Origin of the sequence: Phaeodactylibacter sp. (genome assembly GCF_040219495.1) — a bacterium.
Lineage (GTDB): Bacteria > Bacteroidota > Bacteroidia > Chitinophagales > Saprospiraceae > Phaeodactylibacter.
Genome location: NZ_JAVJSK010000071.1, coordinates 15,139 through 30,612 on the forward strand (window position 1 = coordinate 15,139; position 15,474 = coordinate 30,612).

General features: G+C 53.6%; 17 protein-coding genes. 10 read left to right on the plus strand and 7 right to left on the minus strand.

What is annotated here, in order from left to right:
* Nucleotides 1-10 precede the first annotated feature (10 nt).
* From RIC19_RS10455 to RIC19_RS10480, 6 genes are all read left to right on the plus strand, one after another.
* Nucleotides 11-703 (plus strand): tetratricopeptide repeat protein, encoded by a 693-nt coding sequence (locus tag RIC19_RS10455; RefSeq protein WP_350178261.1) that lies wholly within the window; start codon nucleotides 11-13, stop codon nucleotides 701-703.
* Nucleotides 704-785: 82 nt separating this feature from the next.
* The gene (gene ribH / locus RIC19_RS10460) at nucleotides 786-1,304 is read left to right on the plus strand and encodes a 6,7-dimethyl-8-ribityllumazine synthase (protein WP_350178262.1); all 519 of its coding nucleotides are present in this window, start codon (nucleotides 786-788) and stop codon (nucleotides 1,302-1,304) included.
* Between the two features lie 18 nt (nucleotides 1,305-1,322).
* The gene (locus RIC19_RS10465) at nucleotides 1,323-2,204 is read left to right on the plus strand and encodes an MBL fold metallo-hydrolase (protein ID WP_350178263.1); all 882 of its coding nucleotides are present in this window, start codon (nucleotides 1,323-1,325) and stop codon (nucleotides 2,202-2,204) included.
* A gap of 50 nt (nucleotides 2,205-2,254) precedes the next feature.
* Complete coding sequence (locus RIC19_RS10470; protein ID WP_350178264.1) at nucleotides 2,255-3,499, plus strand: M28 family peptidase; 1,245 nt, start codon at nucleotides 2,255-2,257, stop codon at nucleotides 3,497-3,499.
* A gap of 11 nt (nucleotides 3,500-3,510) precedes the next feature.
* A complete protein-coding gene (locus tag RIC19_RS10475) occupies nucleotides 3,511-5,166 on the plus strand; it encodes a DNA polymerase/3'-5' exonuclease PolX (RefSeq protein ID WP_350178265.1) in 1,656 nt (551 codons plus the stop codon).
* Between the two features lie 134 nt (nucleotides 5,167-5,300).
* On the plus strand, nucleotides 5,301-6,377 hold the full coding sequence (locus tag RIC19_RS10480; protein WP_350178266.1) for a DUF6563 family protein: 1,077 nt from the start codon (nucleotides 5,301-5,303) through the stop codon (nucleotides 6,375-6,377).
* On the opposite strand, the gene RIC19_RS10485 is transcribed toward RIC19_RS10480, so the two are convergent.
* Both RIC19_RS10485 and RIC19_RS10490 read right to left on the minus strand, forming a co-directional pair.
* The gene (locus RIC19_RS10485; protein WP_350178267.1) at nucleotides 6,374-7,129 is read right to left on the minus strand and encodes an SDR family NAD(P)-dependent oxidoreductase; all 756 of its coding nucleotides are present in this window, start codon (nucleotides 7,127-7,129) and stop codon (nucleotides 6,374-6,376) included. The two genes, RIC19_RS10480 and RIC19_RS10485, sit on opposite strands and share 4 nt — an antisense overlap.
* A 44-nt stretch (nucleotides 7,130-7,173) precedes the next feature.
* Nucleotides 7,174-8,343 (minus strand): transglutaminase domain-containing protein, encoded by a 1,170-nt coding sequence (locus RIC19_RS10490; protein ID WP_350178268.1) that lies wholly within the window; start codon nucleotides 8,341-8,343, stop codon nucleotides 7,174-7,176.
* Nucleotides 8,344-8,529: 186 nt separating this feature from the next.
* Between RIC19_RS10490 and RIC19_RS10495 the strand changes: the two genes are divergently transcribed.
* Complete coding sequence (locus tag RIC19_RS10495; protein ID WP_350178269.1) at nucleotides 8,530-8,985, plus strand: hypothetical protein; 456 nt, start codon at nucleotides 8,530-8,532, stop codon at nucleotides 8,983-8,985.
* 3 nt (nucleotides 8,986-8,988) lie between these two features.
* Here the strand turns inward: RIC19_RS10495 and RIC19_RS10500 are convergent, their stop codons facing one another.
* Nucleotides 8,989-9,348, minus strand: coding sequence for a hypothetical protein (locus RIC19_RS10500; protein WP_350178270.1), 360 nt, complete (start codon nucleotides 9,346-9,348; stop codon nucleotides 8,989-8,991).
* The gene (locus tag RIC19_RS10505) at nucleotides 9,345-9,932 is read right to left on the minus strand and encodes a hypothetical protein (RefSeq protein WP_350178271.1); all 588 of its coding nucleotides are present in this window, start codon (nucleotides 9,930-9,932) and stop codon (nucleotides 9,345-9,347) included. The genes RIC19_RS10500 and RIC19_RS10505 overlap by 4 nt, the downstream gene beginning before the upstream one ends.
* Nucleotides 9,933-10,069: 137 nt before the next feature.
* On the opposite strand from RIC19_RS10505, the gene RIC19_RS10510 reads away from it, so the two are divergent.
* The 3 genes from RIC19_RS10510 (at nucleotide 10,070) to RIC19_RS10520 (ending at nucleotide 12,395) form a co-directional block, all read left to right on the plus strand.
* Entirely contained in the window at nucleotides 10,070-10,591 is a 522-nt protein-coding gene (locus tag RIC19_RS10510) for a HEAT-like fold family protein (protein WP_350178272.1), read from the plus strand.
* A 75-nt stretch (nucleotides 10,592-10,666) separates the two neighbouring features.
* Nucleotides 10,667-11,071 carry a hypothetical protein gene (locus RIC19_RS10515; RefSeq protein ID WP_350178273.1) on the plus strand — a complete coding sequence of 135 codons (405 nt, stop codon included), beginning with the start codon at nucleotides 10,667-10,669 and terminating at the stop codon, nucleotides 11,069-11,071.
* A gap of 16 nt (nucleotides 11,072-11,087) precedes the next feature.
* A complete protein-coding gene (locus tag RIC19_RS10520; protein ID WP_350178274.1) occupies nucleotides 11,088-12,395 on the plus strand; it encodes a DUF2268 domain-containing putative Zn-dependent protease in 1,308 nt (435 codons plus the stop codon).
* Between the two features lie 325 nt (nucleotides 12,396-12,720).
* Here RIC19_RS10520 and RIC19_RS10525 read toward each other — a convergent pair whose 3' ends face one another.
* The 3 genes from RIC19_RS10525 to RIC19_RS10535 are packed head-to-tail and all read right to left on the minus strand — an operon-like array spanning nucleotide 12,721 to nucleotide 15,466.
* Entirely contained in the window at nucleotides 12,721-13,710 is a 990-nt protein-coding gene (locus tag RIC19_RS10525; protein WP_350178275.1) for a Gfo/Idh/MocA family protein, read from the minus strand.
* Entirely contained in the window at nucleotides 13,703-14,539 is an 837-nt protein-coding gene (locus tag RIC19_RS10530; protein ID WP_350178276.1) for an SDR family oxidoreductase, read from the minus strand. Before RIC19_RS10530 ends, RIC19_RS10525 begins: the two co-directional genes overlap by 8 nt.
* 12 nt (nucleotides 14,540-14,551) lie before the next feature.
* Nucleotides 14,552-15,466 carry a glutaminase gene (locus RIC19_RS10535; protein ID WP_350178277.1) on the minus strand — a complete coding sequence of 305 codons (915 nt, stop codon included), beginning with the start codon at nucleotides 15,464-15,466 and terminating at the stop codon, nucleotides 14,552-14,554.
* Between the last annotated feature and the right edge of the window lie 8 nt (nucleotides 15,467-15,474).

Consider the following 15,474-nt stretch of genomic DNA (forward strand, 5'->3'; position numbering starts at 1 on the left):
GTAAGTTATAATGGCAAGAAGAAAAAGAAATCAGAAGCAATCGGACGAGACGTTGGTGGATATTGTGGAGGTGCGCGATCAGGCGCAGGGCTTCATGGACGCCAATCAGAATTATATCTTTGGTGGCCTGGTGGCTTTAGTCCTCCTTGTGGGCGGCTTCCTGGCTTATAAGAATTTTTACCAGAAGCCAAAGCAGCAGGAGGCGGTGGAGCAGATGTTCCGCGCGCAGCAGCGCTTTGAGCAGGACTCCTTTGCACTGGCCCTGACCAACCCGGGCGGCGGCTATATGGGCCTCCTGGACGTAATCGATAACTATGGAGGCACGGATGCGGCCAACATGGCGAAGTACTACGCTGGTGTGGCTTACCTGCACCTGGGCAAGTACGAGGCTGCACTCGACTACCTCAAGGATTACAGCCCGGCGGGTGAAGTAACGCCGGTCATGAAGCACGGTGCGCTGGGTGACGCACAGTCAGAACTGGGCGATTTTGATGCTGCTATGAAGCAGTACAAAAAAGCGATCAGTGCCGGCGACAACGAAGTGCTGACCCCTTACTACCTTAAGAAAATCGGCATGCTGCACGAACGCAACGGGAACATGGCAGATGCCAAGGCTTCCTACGAGCGTATCAAGGAAGAATACCCTTCTTCTCCGGTGAGCCGCGATATCGAAAAGTATATCGTCCGCGCTTCACAGGGATAAATGCCCGCTTTTTTTAAACTTGTATTGGAAAGGTAAGGTTCTTCTTTGTTGAGAGCCTTACCTTTTCTAATTGATAATACCTATGGCAAGCGCATTAAAAAACCTTTCCTCCTACGATGAGGGACAGCTGCCTTCGGCAGAAGAATTTACCTTTGGCATCGTCGTTGCTGACTGGAACCCCGAGATTACCCACGCCCTTTACGAAGGCTGTTACGATACTTTGGTCAAGCATGGCGCAAAGGAAGCCAATATCCACACTGCTCAGGTGCCGGGCTCCTTTGAGCTCCCTGCTGGTGCCAAAATGATGATCGATAAGCACAAGCTCGATGCAGTCATCTGCCTGGGTTGCGTGATTAAGGGCGAAACGTCCCACAACGAATACATCAATCAGGCGGTAGCCAGTGGGCTCACCAATCTGAGCATGGTGTATGGCAAGCCTTTTATTTTTGGTGTGCTGACACCTAACACGGAGGAGCAGGCCCGCGACCGTGCGGGCGGCAAACACGGCAACAAAGGCGTGGAAGCAGCCGTCACGGCTATCCGCATGGCGGCACTGAAAGTCTCCCTGAAGGCTGCGCAGCCCCGTATCGGCTTTTCCTAGAACCCACAATACTGCATCATGAAAATTCACATCATCGAAACCGGATACTTCAAGTTAGATGGTGGCGCTATGTTCGGCGTGGTGCCTAAGACCGTCTGGCAAAGGAAGACACAACCGGACGAGCACAACCTGTGCACCTGGTCGATGCGCTGCCTGCTCATCGAGCACGGGGAGCACCGCATTCTGATCGACACTGGTATTGGCGATAAGCAAGACGAAAAGTTTCGCTCCCACTTTGAGCCCCACGGAGAAGCTACACTGCTGGGCAGCCTCCGGCAGGCGGGTTTCGAACCGGAGTCGATCACAGATGTACTGCTGACCCACCTGCACTTCGACCACGTGGGGGGAGCCGTAAAGTACGATACCGATGGCAAGCTCGTCCCCACTTTTCCAGAGGCCACCTATTGGTCAAATGAAGTGCATTACAATTGGGCGTATTACCCCAATCCGCGAGAGCGGGCTTCGTTCCTGCAGGAAAATTTCGTGCCGCTCAAAAATGCCGGAGTGCTCAAATTCATTGATGTGCAGAAAGACGACCTTGAGTGGTTGCCGGGCATCAATATCCGCTTCGTCTACGGGCATACAGAGGCTATGATGGTGCCTATTTTCTATCAGGGCGACCACACCCTGGTATACTGTGCGGATGTCATCCCTTCGTCTTTTCATATCGGGATGCCTTACGTGATGAGCTATGACTTGCGCCCCCTCGATACCATGCGTGAAAAAGGGCGTATACTGGAAGACGGTGTCGATCGCGGGCACTACCTGTTTTTTGAGCACGATCCGTCAACTGCCTGTGTTGAGGTGGTGCGCAACGATCGCAGCCGCATCGCTCAGGGGCAAAGCGTAGATGTGGAAGCCCTGTTTTCCAATAACAATGATTTCCTGACATCCGGGTGACAGCCGATGAGGCGCCTGGGGTGTTAATCAAACAAAAATCACATAAACCAATGAATAGAGGTACTTCACGGACATGGTGCGCTTTTGCTGTAGCGCTTGTTTTGGGGCTTTCGCCCAAATTTTCAATAGCACAGCACGATCCTGCGCTGCAACTGCAAGTGGATGTGGTCTATCTGGCCTCAGACCTGCTGCAAGGGCGCGAGACTGGCAAAAAGGGCGAGCGCATGGCCGCCGATTACATTGCGTACCGTTTCGCAGAGATCGGGCTGCAGCCCAAAGGCTACGGTGGAGAGTGGTATCAGGATTTTGAAGTGCAGTACAAAGCGCACCCGCACGCCAAGGAGGCTGAAGAGCGTACTGCCCGGAATGTCATCGGATACCTTGACAACGGAGCGGAGCAGACCGTGGTCATCGGTGCCCACTACGACCACCTTGGGCACGGTATCATGGGCTCCCGTCATACGGGGGATCCGGCCATCCACAACGGGGCAGATGATAACGCAAGCGGCGTGGCGGGGCTTTTCCGATTAGCAGAAGCGCTCTCTGAAGGCAAAGCCACTAATAATAACTACCTCTTCATCGCTTTCTCGGGCGAAGAAATGGGGCTGTTTGGGTCGAAGTACTACGTTCAGAACCCTACAGTCAATTTGAAAAAGGTCAACTACATGCTTAACCTGGACATGGTTGGGCGGTTGAATGAAGAAAAGACGCTTTCGGTCAATGGTGCGGGGACTTCCGCTGCCTGGGGCGGGCTGCTGTCTGAGCTATCCTTTGGGGGCATTTCAACCGTTACTTCCGAATCGGGTATTGGGCCGAGCGACCACACTTCCTTCTACCTGGAGGATATACCCGTGCTGCATTTCTTCACCGGGCAGCACGAAGACTACCACAAGCCGGAAGATGATGCCGAACTGGTGAATTATAAAGGCCTTTTGCTCACTACCGACTACATCCTCGCATTGATTGATGAACTGGACGACGAAGGCAAATTGCCTTTCTCCAAAACCAAGGATGAGCAGGAGGGCCGCCGTGCTGCTGAATATAAGGTTACGCTCGGCGTGATGCCGGACTATGTCTTTCAGGGCAAGGGCATGCGCATCGATGGTGTGATGGAGGGCCGTACGGCTGATAATGCCGGGCTGAAGAAAGGCGATGTCATCCTTAAAATTGGTGATACCGAAGTGAAGGATATTTATGGCTACATGGAAGGCCTGGGCCAATATGAAAAAGGCGATAAGACCACGGTGAAGGTGAAGCGAGGGGAAGAAACCCTGGAAATGGAAGTGGAGTTTTAAAAAGAGGTTCAATGACCAATAAAGAGATCGCACAGCATTTCCGGCAGCTCGGCCAATTGATGGAACTGCACGGGGAAAACCCCTTTAAAATCCGTTCTTACCAGAGCGCCTACCGCAACCTGCGCGCCTATGAGCAACCCCTCGCTGAATTGAGCGCTGAGGAAATCAGTAGCATCAAGGGGGTCGGTAAAGCCATCAGCGGTAAGATTCAGGAGCTGCTGGAGGCGGGGCAGATGGCGACGCTGGAGAAGTACCGGGACAAGACACCGGCGGGCATTCAGGAGATGCTCAACATCAAAGGTTTCGGCCCCAAGAAAATCATGACCGTCTGGGAAGGCCTGGGCGTGGAGTCCGTAGGCGAGCTCCTCTACGCGGTCAATGAAAACCGCCTGGTAGAACTCAAAGGCTTCGGGGCCAAGACGCAGGAAGAACTGCGCAAAAAGCTGGAATATTACCAGAAGTCCAGGAACCGCTACCATTACGCCGCCATAGAAGCCGAAGCTCAGAATTTGCTGGATGCGATAAAAACAGTCTTGCCTGAAGTGCCCGTAGACTTTTGTGGTGCGATTCGCCGAAAGGCAGTGGTCATTGACGAAATCGAAATTCTGGTAGGTCAGCCGGATGCGGCAGAAACCTTGGTGGACAAAGACCTGCTCAAGGGTCTCAAGGCTACCGGTGCAGCCCAAACCACCACAGAAGCGGAAGTGCCCGTCAAAATATACACCTGCGATCCCGAATCTTTCGGCAGCCGGTTATTCGAATTGACCGCAAGCGATGCCTTCCTGGAAGCGGTAACGGAGCAGGTGCCGGCCGAAGCGTGGGGCAGCGAAGCCGAAGAACCGGCCGTATTCAACATCCTGAAACTGCCCTACATTGAGCCAGAGCTGCGCGAACAAGCCTGGGCGGTGGACCTCGCCCACAACAACAATCTGCCGGACCTGATCACCGAAGCAGACATCAAAGGTATTGTGCATGCCCACACTACCTACAGCGATGGCGCGAATACCCTTCGCGAAATGGCGGAGTACGCCAAAGCACAGGGCTTTGCTTACCTGGGGCTGACCGATCATTCCAAGTCCGCCTTTTATGCCAACGGGCTGAAGCCGGAACGTGTTTTCGAGCAGATGGAAGAAGTGGATGCCCTGAATCAGGAATTAGCGCCCTTCCGCATTTTTAAAGGCATCGAAAGTGATATCCTCAACGATGGCTCCCTGGATTATGAGGAGGAGGTGCTTAAAGCCTTCGATTTCATCATTGCCTCCGTGCACAGCAACCTGCGCATGGACGAAGACAAAGCCACAAAGCGTCTCATCACGGCCATTGAAAACCCCTACACCACGATGTTGGGCCATCCCACCGGACGGCTGCTGCTATCCCGCCCCGGCTATCCCATCGACCACCAAAAAGTCCTCGATGCCTGCGCGGCCAATGGCGTAAGCGTGGAAATTAATGCCCATCCCTACCGGCTGGACCTGGACTGGACCTGGGTGCCTTACGCACTGGAAAAAGGCATTATGCTCAGCATCAACCCCGATGCCCACAGCACCAGCGGTATGCACGATATCCGTTACGGGGTACTGGCGGGGCGGAAAGGCGGCTTATCAGCAGCTGAGTGTTTGAATACGCTTGATGCCGAAGGTTTTGCTGCTGCGATTGCTAAATCTTAACTCCACCGTTAGATACCGGACATTAGGCTGAACAAGTGCCGCTGAGTATCTATTTGTAAGTAGATTATTTCGTAAATTACCGGATGCCATTGGTCTTTCGTTGGCAATTCCATGGATATCTGAAAGGACTACTTATGAAGCCTAAACGATTACTCACGCTTTTGTTGTTGCTGGCGGGGTACGCTGTGCCGCAGGCGCAGGTGCAATTCCGCGTTATCGGCGCCGCTCAGCGCATTGATAAAATCATGGAGAGCGGTTTCTACATCGCTGAAATCCGGGATGAGCGCAACTTTACCGCTAACCTGGGAATTGTCAACCGCGGTTTGGACTGTGATATCAAGCGGCCGCTTATTGCAGAGTCTGATTTTTTTTCCAACCTCAAGTCCCGCATGAATGGCTGGCTGATGCACGATGCTGAAGCCGAGCCTGTGGTGCTGCACATCAGGCAGTTGTACCTCTGGGAGGATCTGCGCCGCGAGCTGGACGATGGCGAGGGCTTTATCCGGTTGGATTTGTTGTTTGAAGCCCCGGGCAAGCCTACTCAGAATATTACCGTGACCCTTTCCGGCGATCAGCTCACGGTAGCCAAAGGGCATTCTCCGCGTATGGAAGACGCTTTCTTCCATTGCCTGCAGCGCTATCAGGAACGCTGGGAGAACAGTGACTTTCGGGAAATAGAGGAGGAAAGCCTTGCTGATGCCTGGTCTGGCCGCGGGCTGCAAACCATCAGTAACTTCCTGGATCTCAGGCAAGGCCGTATGAATACGTTCCCGGGAAAACTGAAGCGGGTGCAGGTGATTGGCCGGCTGGAACGCTACCGTTTGCGTAACCGCGAACAAAGTGAACGCTATAACTTCTATGCTTTGCAGGAAGGCAATGAATTATTCATCAGAGGTAATGCCTATCCGGGAGGTGCAGACTACTATACCCGTGTACTCGAAAAGGGGCGCTACCTCTTCTTAATCGACCGGGTCCACTTCCCCATGAAATCCACTTTTGTGGATGCAGGCATCCCCTCTGGAAAAATCGTAGGCATTCTGATTGACATGAAAACAGGCATGCCCCAAATCGTCACCGATGAGCTGATCGCAGAAGTACTGAAGCCCTACCCGGACCTCAAAAAGCAGTACCTGTTTCAGAATATTCTGGACTACCCCGTGCAGCTTGACCGGGTACGCAAGGTGATTGCGGAGGTGAATCGGCGGAGTTAGACGGTATATCCTCCATCAGCCGTATACACGCCACCGGTGCAATAGCCGCTTGCCGGCGCAGCCAGAAACAGCGCCAGCCCGGCCACTTCTTCTACGGTGCCCACCCGGGGCAAAGGCAGTTGTGCCAGGGTATATTTCAGGATTTTCTCGTTGCTCCACAGCGCTTCGCTGAACTTGGTCTTGATCAGTCCGGGGCAGATCACATTGGCACGTACGCCCTGTGGCCCCCATTCCCGGGCCATCACCTTCGTCAGGGAAATCAGAGCGGCTTTGCTAACGCTATAGATGCCCAGTTGATGCTCCGGCCGCAAGCCTCCCACACTACTGATGTTGATGATAGAGCCCCCGCCTGCTTTGAGGTGCGGTAGTGCCAGCCGGCAAAGCTCGAACGGGCCTTTGACGTTGACGTCCATAATCTTGTCGTACGCCCAGGCCTCCGTGTTTTCTACCGGTCCGAATACCGGATTGGCAGCAGCGTTATTGACGATGATGTCGATACCGCCAAACGCCTCAAGGGTACGGTCGATCAGGGTTTGGAGTTCGTCGGGCTTACCGGCATTGGCGGCAACGGGCAGGCTTCGTTCCCCCAGCGCCTGGGCTACCTGGTCCACGGCTTCCTGTTTGCGGCTGGAGACGACGACGTTGGCACCTGCTTCGTGCAGGGCATGGGCGATAGCTTCCCCAATGCCTTTGCTGGCACCGGTGATGATGGCCGTTTTGCCATTCAGTTGAAATTGGTCTTGGATGGGCATGTTTTTGCTGCTCAATTTAGGAAAAATATCAGGAATCCGCCGGGTCAGTCCCTATCGGATAGCTGCTCCAAGAGCTGCGTGCACTGCCGCATGGCGTACTTGCGGAAATAGCCGTTTTCCGGGAGGAGGAGGAGTTGTTCGCGGGCAGTCTGCAGCAAATCAACGGTGGCGTCTGCATCGTTGGACAACGGGTGGCCGCCGGGCAGTTGGTAGCGGGCAATTGCCTGATTCATCAGAAGCTGAGCGTAGAGCTCGCGCTGCCAGTTTTGAGGTTCGGTAAGCGGCAGGGCCTGCTGGCAATCCGCAAGTGCTTGCTGCCTGAGCTGAACGATGCTGCCCGCGCTGTCGGGGTAGGGGAGGCTCTCTGTCTGTTCGTCCAGTGCCACCGCACGGTCAAACAGGGCGGCGGACCACTGCCGTTGGGTGTAAGGGGTGGGATGGAAGTGATGGCTCTGCCGGGCCATTGCCACACGGCGGTCGGCGGGTGGCAGGCGCAGCGTTGCGGCAATCGAATCGGTAGGTGACCAACAGGAGTCTTGCTGCGCAGCTTGCTGGTAAAGCAGGGTGTGGGATCCGGCGAAAGCCTCCGTGGAAACCGGGCAGGGGAGGAGTTGCCACATCGGCTGTTCCGGAAGGTGGGTGAGGACGAACACCTCCGGAGGCGTAAAAAAATAAGAGGTGCCGTAAAGCAGATGAGCTTCGTCCTGCACTTCATTCCAGGTGGCGTCCAGCAGCTGCCATTGCCCATTGATCCGGACGGCGTTCCAGGAATGGTCTGCTTTTTCGGGCATTTGCCGGCCTTCCATAAGCCGGGGCGCGGCGTAGCCATCAATTTTTTCGCATTGCAGCCCGGCATATCGGCAAATGGCCTGGTACAGCAAGGCATAATCCATGCACAAGCCTTTCCGCCTGATGAGGATGTCGCGCAGGTTCTGATTGATGCGCTTATCTTGCCGCTCCGCCTGATGGTCGTATTGCAAATAGCCGGTGACCCAGGTGTAGATCGCCCGGGCGGTCTCTGTTTCGCTTTGAGCAGGGGCAGAAAGGTAGGCCGCCAGAGCCGGGAGGTTTTGGCTTAGGCTGTCTGGTGCCTGACGGGCGTACCGGTCAACAGTGGCATACTGTGCCGGCAGGATGGATGGCAGAGCGCTCAAAGCCAGTATCAGGCCGGATAACAGGATCGACTGCTGCAGGATGGGGAAGCTGTAGTTCATGAAATCAGGTTTCAGGTGGATGACCAACACGCTCTAAACCAAGCAAACAACAGAAAAAGAGAAAAGGTCTTTATTCCTGCCTGCTGGAAACCGTACTTTCTTACTGATTTTTTTTCAGCAAATGCAAAACATTTGTCACCCTCTAGCGTAATTAATGTCATTGGTGCAACAAAGCCAACTCAATCTATGGTGATTCTTTTTAGCTTTCTGCTCAGTTGTTCGCTCTTTATAGCGGGAGATGCTGTGCCTCCTAAGGTTAAAGACGCATTCAGCCGTCAGTATATTGACGTGCCGGAGGCCGCTGTAACCTGGGGGGTTGAGGAAGAAGATTTTGTGGCTACCTTTCTCGATGCGCGCGACCGCCTGGCCAAAGCGTTTTTCTCCTCTGAAGGCGAATGGGAAGAAACTCATATCCGCCTTTATCCTTCTGGTTTGCCACGCCCGGTCCGGTTGTACTACGAAGCTAATCACGAAGAAAAAGATGTTTCCTTCATGGGGCGTGTGCAATATGCAGATGGCAATGAGAGCTATCGTATCGAATGGGAGACCTACGAAGCGGTGCACATAGAAGAGATTAGCCCTGAGGGTGCGCTGTTGGATGTGAAACAGCTGTCTTTCACCGAAGGGCTTGATGTGTGGTAATGCCTATTCCACATACTCCTGACGGACCACAAGTGTCAGGAACCCGTTGTCTTTTTCAATGTACCCCTGATCGTAGCAAAAACGGTAGACTTTGCCCGCTTTTGTGACGTACTCATTCGTGAAGTAGCTAAACTTAAAACCCTGTTCGAGCAGTTTGTCCCGGTGGATATGCGCTTTCCCTTTCGGGTTCAAGTCTGCCATAATCCGGCGGTTTTTGCGCAAGGTGTTATTGATGTTGCGCATGAAGTTAGTGAAATCCCGGTTGTTGCGGTTATTGTAGCTGCTGCGGCAATGCGCCGAGCAGAATTTCTTATCGGCTCGCCCATGAAAGGCCTCTCCACACTCCGTACATTGCTTTTTCATATCTCAACAGGCTTTGGCTTTGGAATCAATAGCTGATTATAAATTTCTGCAATCACCGGCATATCATCAAACCGGTAGCCCTTCCGGCCGATTTTTTCTGCCAGACCGGGCGTAGAGCGCTGCAGCAACCGCCGGAGTTTGCGGCGAAAGCCCCATCTTGAAATTTTGATCATTTCTTCCTGCCCCTGAAGCCGGACCCAATAGGAGCGCTGAATACTCGGTAAAGTTTGCATATTATAAGCCCAGCTTGCTTCTGAGTCATAGGTTAGGACAAAGAGTTCCATTGGGCCGTTTTTATGCAAAATCCGAAGAAACCGGTGGGCTTGTTGAAGGGCTTTGCTCTCAAAGGCAAACAGGGCACCATCAGCCTCAAATGCAAAGCCTTTGATGCGTTCCGCTTCGATTTTATACACATCTCCAAAATCATTGATGAACACCACAGTGCTTGTCCGCGACTGATGCTGCATGATACCGATATATCCGGTGAGCTTCTTCCCGTTTTTGCTCACAATGTACCCCGGCCAGGGCATACTGTACAATAGCAATGGGCTGCAAAACAGTAAAGCGAGATAGAATTGGCGCATAGGTTCCTACGGTTGAAATTCGCAAGAAAAGATACAAAAATAGAGGCATATTTAGAGCCTGCAGCTGCTAAAAAGGCAGTAATGTGCAAGTAATTGTATGCAATCCTGTATTTTGGAGTCAGCAAATCTTAGTAACCATGGAGCTGGCGGATGCCCTGTACGAGCAATACAGTAAGGCTGGAATGAAGTATATTGCGGGGCAAGTGATTAGCGGCGCCTGGCCTTTTCAGGAACTGTGGGCGATCATCAATACCGGCGACCGCCCCCTGCCCCAACGGGCCGCCTGGGCAATGGACCACACCCTGGAGCGCCAACCGGAGCTGATGCATACCATCCTGGATGATGCCGTAGGTGCGCTGCTGCAGCCACAGCACGATGCAGTGTACCGCATGTTGCTCAAGGGCTTCGACCGTCTGCCTGATATCCCGGAGGACCATCAGGGCGTGCTTTACGACCGGGCCATCCGCTGGATACTCGACCCCAAAGCTGGCGTGGCTGTACGTGTGTTCTCCATCTCGCTTGCCGCCAAAATAGCAGCAGATATTCCTGAATTGCAGGAAGAAGTTTGCCTGGCCATTGAAAGCCAGCTGGAATATGGCTCTGCCGGCTTTTGCAACCGGGGCGGAAAGGTGCTGAAGCGGTTTCGTAAACGCTCATGAGCCCTTTTCCGATAATGCAGCGGGGTTCGTCGAAAAATGAATGCCGTACCGAGAAAAAAATACGCTCTTAAACCTATGATCCGAAAAGACTACTTCCTCAAAGTCCTGCAACAACTCACGCAGGTCATCGCCCGGGCGCTCCAATTATCGCACGGCGGCGACGCCAAAGCTGCACTGGAATTGCTGGACGAGCAGTACCAAAAGCAGCTTCAGGAGCAAAGTGAAATACTGGTTAACTACCCTGTGGAGGCTCTGGCTCAGCATTACGACGAAGGGCAACTCACCTTGCTTGCCGACCTGCTCATGGCAGAGGGGGAAATCCTGATGAACGCCACTGAAACCGGGGCGGAAACAGCCCGGGCACGGCTGAGCAAAGCCCTGTCGCTATACCAACACCTGAATCAGGTACAGCAGGTGTATGACTTTGAGCGGGAAGGGAAGATGCAGCAGATCAGAGCATGGTTGGAAGCAAAGCGATAACCTAAAACCTCACGATATGAAAATACAACCTTTCGCTCTCGCAATAATTCTGATAGGGCTCTTAAACGCCTGTACTTCTTCCGGTCCAATAGATCAGGAGCAACAACGCCTGGTATCCGGCGACATCGACCGTTTTTGGGCCGCTTATGATCAAATTCAGGCAGAACCCGATACCGCCCGGCACTTGCAAATCCTCAAAGAAGCATTTATCAAGCCGGCCAGCGAAGGGCAACAACAACTGTTTGCCATACGCAACTATACGCCGGAAGAGTACCTGATCAACATCCGGGCGTACCCCAGGTTCTACGCTTCCCTGCGCCCACTGCTGGAACATCGTGCGCCCATCGAAGCAGACATCCGTACCGCATTGGAGAAATTCCAGCAACTGTACCCGCCCATGCAAAGTGGGAAAATCTATCTGGGCATGGGCAACTTCCGTACCAACGGGACCACCGTAGACTCCTTGGTGTTGTTTGGTGCCGAAATGGCCTTCACGGACTCCACTGTCAAGACTTCTGAATTCCCCCCGCAGTACCAATACTTCAAAGACTACATCCGCGATTATGACCCCATTCACAACGTCCGCTTTCTGGCAGCTCATGAGTTTGTGCATACGCAGCAAGCAGAGGCTTACCATACGAGCCTGCTTGCTGTCGTCCTGCGAGAGGGCAGCGCAGAGTTTATTGCAGAGCTCTGCATGGAGTCGCCCTCGGTGGTGCCGGCCATAGCCTACGGCAAAGCTAATCATGACAGTGTTTTGCGGCGCTTTGAGCAGGAGCTTTTCAATCAGCACCCAGCGTGGTGGGTGTGGTCGGGTGCGCCTAATCCATTCGGACTGCGGGATATGGGCTACTATATCGGCTATGCCCTGTCCGAGCACTATTACCATCAGACCGCCGATAAACAGAAAGCCATCGCCGACCTGATTGAACTGGATTACAGCGATGCGGCTGCTGTCGAGTCTTTTGTGGACCAGATGGGGTACTTCAAACCATCGTTTGCGAAGCTTAAGGAGGCTTATGAGGCGGCACGCCCAACCGTCACTAGGGTGGAACAGGTGGGCAACCACTTTTACATTCATTTCTCAGAGCCCATGGATACCCTGTACCGGGGCTTCGATTATGGACCTTTGGGTGAAGCGCACGTACTGCGGATCGACCAATACCTGGGCTTTAGCAAAGACGGGCAATCGGTACACTTTCTGGCTGGGCTGACACCTGGGAAAGTTCAGGAATTGATGATTGCTAACCGGTTCCGTAGCCGGGAAGGGATAGAGCTACAGCCCTACACGATCACAGTTGGAGCAAATCTTCAGGAGGAGTAATGCCCTGAAGAACGGAGGCTGGAAACCCCGGGAATTGCAAAAAAAAATAATTCAAAAAGAGAAAATATTTAAAAATCAATCAGCATGAATAACTGGGAATTAAGCTTGAAATTCAGAGTGTGACACCGCTATTTAGGCTTCTTTTTAGCAGGAGTCATGGCTGTTTATACCATTAGCGGAGTCATCATGATCTTTAGAGAAACGAATTCCCTGAAAAAGTAAACCGTGGAAACCTGGCAATTAGAAGCCAATCTGACGGGAGGCGAGTTGAGCCCGGAGCTGCGCATGGCAGTCAAAGTTGATAAAACCGAACGCTCTTAATCACCTACCGACGTTCGCCCGGATAAACCAGCCCAATCTCCGCCCGGATTTCATCCAGGATTTCCATCAGCTCCAGGGTGCTGCTCAGGGGCCAGAGTGGGCTCTCGGTAAGGCCTTCGTTCAGGCAACGCATCACTTCCTGCGCTTCGTAGGAATAGCCATTAGTGTGGTAGTCAAAGTGGAAATTCTGCGGCCGGCGGTCTTCACCGATCAGGCTGAAGTGCGTGGGCTCGTGCCAGCGGGTGTGCATGTGGATGGTCCCTTTTTCTCCGTAGATGAAAGCTTCCGTTTTGGTGTTCGCCAGCAAGGTGGCATGGAGGTGGGCCATACGCCCGTCCGTCATTTGGAACAGCACGCCCAGCTCTTCGTCTACGCCCGTTTGGCCCAGGCGGGCAATGGCTTGGATGCGCTCCGGCCGGCCCATCATCAGGTAAGCGATGAAGACCGGGTAAATACCGATATCGAGCAGAGCACCTCCGGCCAGCTCCGGATTGAACAGCCGGCTACCGGGGTCGAAGCCGGCCTTGAAACCGAAGTCCGCCTTGACGGAAGCCACCCGGCCGATCGCATCGGATTGTATGAGTTCCAGGACCTTTTGCGTGGTGGGAAGGAATCGGGTCCACAGGGCTTCCATGAGGAAAACCTGCTTGCTTTGCGCCAATTCGATCATCGCTTTCGTCTCCTGTGCATTGAAAGCGAAGGCTTTTTCGCAAAGTACGGGTATGCCGGCTTCCAGGCACGCCATCGTATTGCGGTAGTGCTCGCTATGGGGCGTCGCGATATAGACCACATCGAGTTCCGGGCATTGCAGCAGCGCTTCGTAGCTGTCGTAAGCGTGCGGTGCCCCGTACTGCCGGGCAAATTGGTCGGCCCGGTCCTGAGAGCGGCTGGCCACGGCGCTTAGGCGGGCATTATCGAGTTTGGAAAGGTCTTCTGCAAACTTGTGGGCAATATTGCCAGGGCCAATGATGCCCCAATTGTAGGTTTTAGGCATGGTATTCTCTTTTTTGATAGCGTTTTTTGATTCGTTTCAGTCCCTTCTGCTTGACGATCCTGCCAATTTTAGCTCCGAGCCCCGGAAAGGCACTGCCGATTTTCGCCAGCCACCCCCGGCTTGCCGGCAGGCAGTATTCGCGGGGCTTTTTGCGCAGGACTTCGTAGAAAGCGCGTTCCACATCCTCCACTGTAAGTGGTTGCGCACCGCCCGAAAAGCTCAGGGCGCTTTCTTCCGGGTATTGCAATTGCACATCGAGCATAGGCGTGTGCACCAGATCAGGAGAGAGCAGGCTGACGTGGATGCCTTGCTCTTCCAGCTCATACCCGGCCGCCAGGCTGAAGCCGCGTACCGCAAATTTAGACCCGGAATACAAGCTTAGCCCTTGTACCGGCGCAATACTCGCCAGGGAAGCTATGTTGATAATGTGCCCATACCCTTGTCCGGCCATCACCTTTGCCGCAAAGTGGGTGCCGTACATCACGCCCAGGGCATTGACCTCCATGTGGTAGCGGATGTGTTCTGGTGTGCTGTCCAGCACAAAGCCTGGCCGGATGACCCCGGCGTTGTTCACACAGTAGTCCAGTTGCCCGAACGCCTCCACTGCCATTTCCACGAGTTCAGCCCAGGCGGTCTCTGAGGTGACATCCATCTGCCGGAGTATCAGGCTCTCGCTTTCGCGAAAAGCGGTTTGCAGCGCCTCCAGGTCCAGGTCGGCCAGCACCAGCCGGGCGCCTTTTTGTGCCAGCCCTGTTGCTAGTTGCTTTCCAATGCCACTCGCGGCACCAGTGATGATAAAGGACCTTCCGTTGACTTGAGCTGCAGACATAAGAATCAGGGGTTAAAAAATAGACTTCCCGGTCATCGTAGTAAAGCGCTCCAGCACTTTGATGCCGATTTGTGAATTGCCATGCTCATTCAGTTCCGGGCTCCAAACGGCGATGGCCAGTTCATTGGGGATGACCGCCACAATACCTCCGCCTACGCCGCTTTTTCCGGGCAATCCCACACAGAAAGCGAATTCCCCGGCTTCATCATAAAACCCGCAAGTGAGCATCACGGCATTGATACGCTTTGCCTGGCTTTGGGTCAGCATACGTTTTCCACTGTGAGGGAGCACGCCATGATTGGCAAGCACTAAAAAGGCGCTGGCCAATTTCCGGCAACTCATAGCGATAGCGCACTGATGGAAATAGACATCCAGTACCTGCTCTACGGGCGCTTTGATGTTGTAATGGCTTTTCATAAAATTAACCAGGGCCGCATTCGTAAACCCAAATTCCCGCTCTGACCGCGCCACTTCATAATCGTAGTACACATCATCTGAACCGGAGAGCTCCCGGATAAAGTCCAGCATCTGGGTTTTGGGCTTGGGGAAGTGCTCGATCAGCATATCCGTAATGACCAGCGCGCCAGCATTGATAAATGGATTGCGGGGGATGCCCTTTTCGTACTCCAGCTGTACCAGTGAGTTGAAGGGGTTGCCTGAAGGCTCCATGCCTACCCGTTTCCAGAGGGCTTCTCCGTAAACCGGGTAAGCCTGCGCCAGGGCAAATACCTTTGCAATACTCTGAATGGAAAACGGCTCCTCTGCATCTCCCACCTGAAAACAGGCACCATCCATCGTTTGCACGGCTATCCCAAACTTGTCAGCCGGCACTTTTGCAAGGGCAGGGATATAATCGGCTACCTTCCCTTTGCCAAATTCCGGCTCAACGAGTACAGCAATCTCCTCAATGATCCCCTGATAGTCCATAAGCAATT

Bases quoted from the DNA above. Each gene is read 5' to 3' on its own strand.
- RIC19_RS10455 (WP_350178261.1), top strand. From the start codon at position 11: ATGGCAAGAAGAAAAAGAAATCAGAAGCAATCGGACGAGACGTTGGTG.
- ribH (WP_350178262.1), top strand. From the start codon at position 786: ATGGCAAGCGCATTAAAAAACCTTTCCTCCTACGATGAGGGACAGCTG.
- RIC19_RS10465 (WP_350178263.1), top strand. From the start codon at position 1,323: ATGAAAATTCACATCATCGAAACCGGATACTTCAAGTTAGATGGTGGC.
- RIC19_RS10470 (WP_350178264.1), top strand. From the start codon at position 2,255: ATGAATAGAGGTACTTCACGGACATGGTGCGCTTTTGCTGTAGCGCTT.
- RIC19_RS10475 (WP_350178265.1), top strand. From the start codon at position 3,511: ATGACCAATAAAGAGATCGCACAGCATTTCCGGCAGCTCGGCCAATTG.
- RIC19_RS10480 (WP_350178266.1), top strand. From the start codon at position 5,301: ATGAAGCCTAAACGATTACTCACGCTTTTGTTGTTGCTGGCGGGGTAC.
- RIC19_RS10485 (WP_350178267.1), bottom strand. From the start codon at position 7,129: ATGCCCATCCAAGACCAATTTCAACTGAATGGCAAAACGGCCATCATC.
- RIC19_RS10490 (WP_350178268.1), bottom strand. From the start codon at position 8,343: ATGAACTACAGCTTCCCCATCCTGCAGCAGTCGATCCTGTTATCCGGC.
- RIC19_RS10495 (WP_350178269.1), top strand. From the start codon at position 8,530: ATGGTGATTCTTTTTAGCTTTCTGCTCAGTTGTTCGCTCTTTATAGCG.
- RIC19_RS10500 (WP_350178270.1), bottom strand. From the start codon at position 9,348: ATGAAAAAGCAATGTACGGAGTGTGGAGAGGCCTTTCATGGGCGAGCC.
- RIC19_RS10505 (WP_350178271.1), bottom strand. From the start codon at position 9,932: ATGCGCCAATTCTATCTCGCTTTACTGTTTTGCAGCCCATTGCTATTG.
- RIC19_RS10510 (WP_350178272.1), top strand. From the start codon at position 10,070: ATGGAGCTGGCGGATGCCCTGTACGAGCAATACAGTAAGGCTGGAATG.
- RIC19_RS10515 (WP_350178273.1), top strand. From the start codon at position 10,667: ATGATCCGAAAAGACTACTTCCTCAAAGTCCTGCAACAACTCACGCAG.
- RIC19_RS10520 (WP_350178274.1), top strand. From the start codon at position 11,088: ATGAAAATACAACCTTTCGCTCTCGCAATAATTCTGATAGGGCTCTTA.
- RIC19_RS10525 (WP_350178275.1), bottom strand. From the start codon at position 13,710: ATGCCTAAAACCTACAATTGGGGCATCATTGGCCCTGGCAATATTGCC.
- RIC19_RS10530 (WP_350178276.1), bottom strand. From the start codon at position 14,539: ATGTCTGCAGCTCAAGTCAACGGAAGGTCCTTTATCATCACTGGTGCC.
- RIC19_RS10535 (WP_350178277.1), bottom strand. From the start codon at position 15,466: ATGGACTATCAGGGGATCATTGAGGAGATTGCTGTACTCGTTGAGCCG.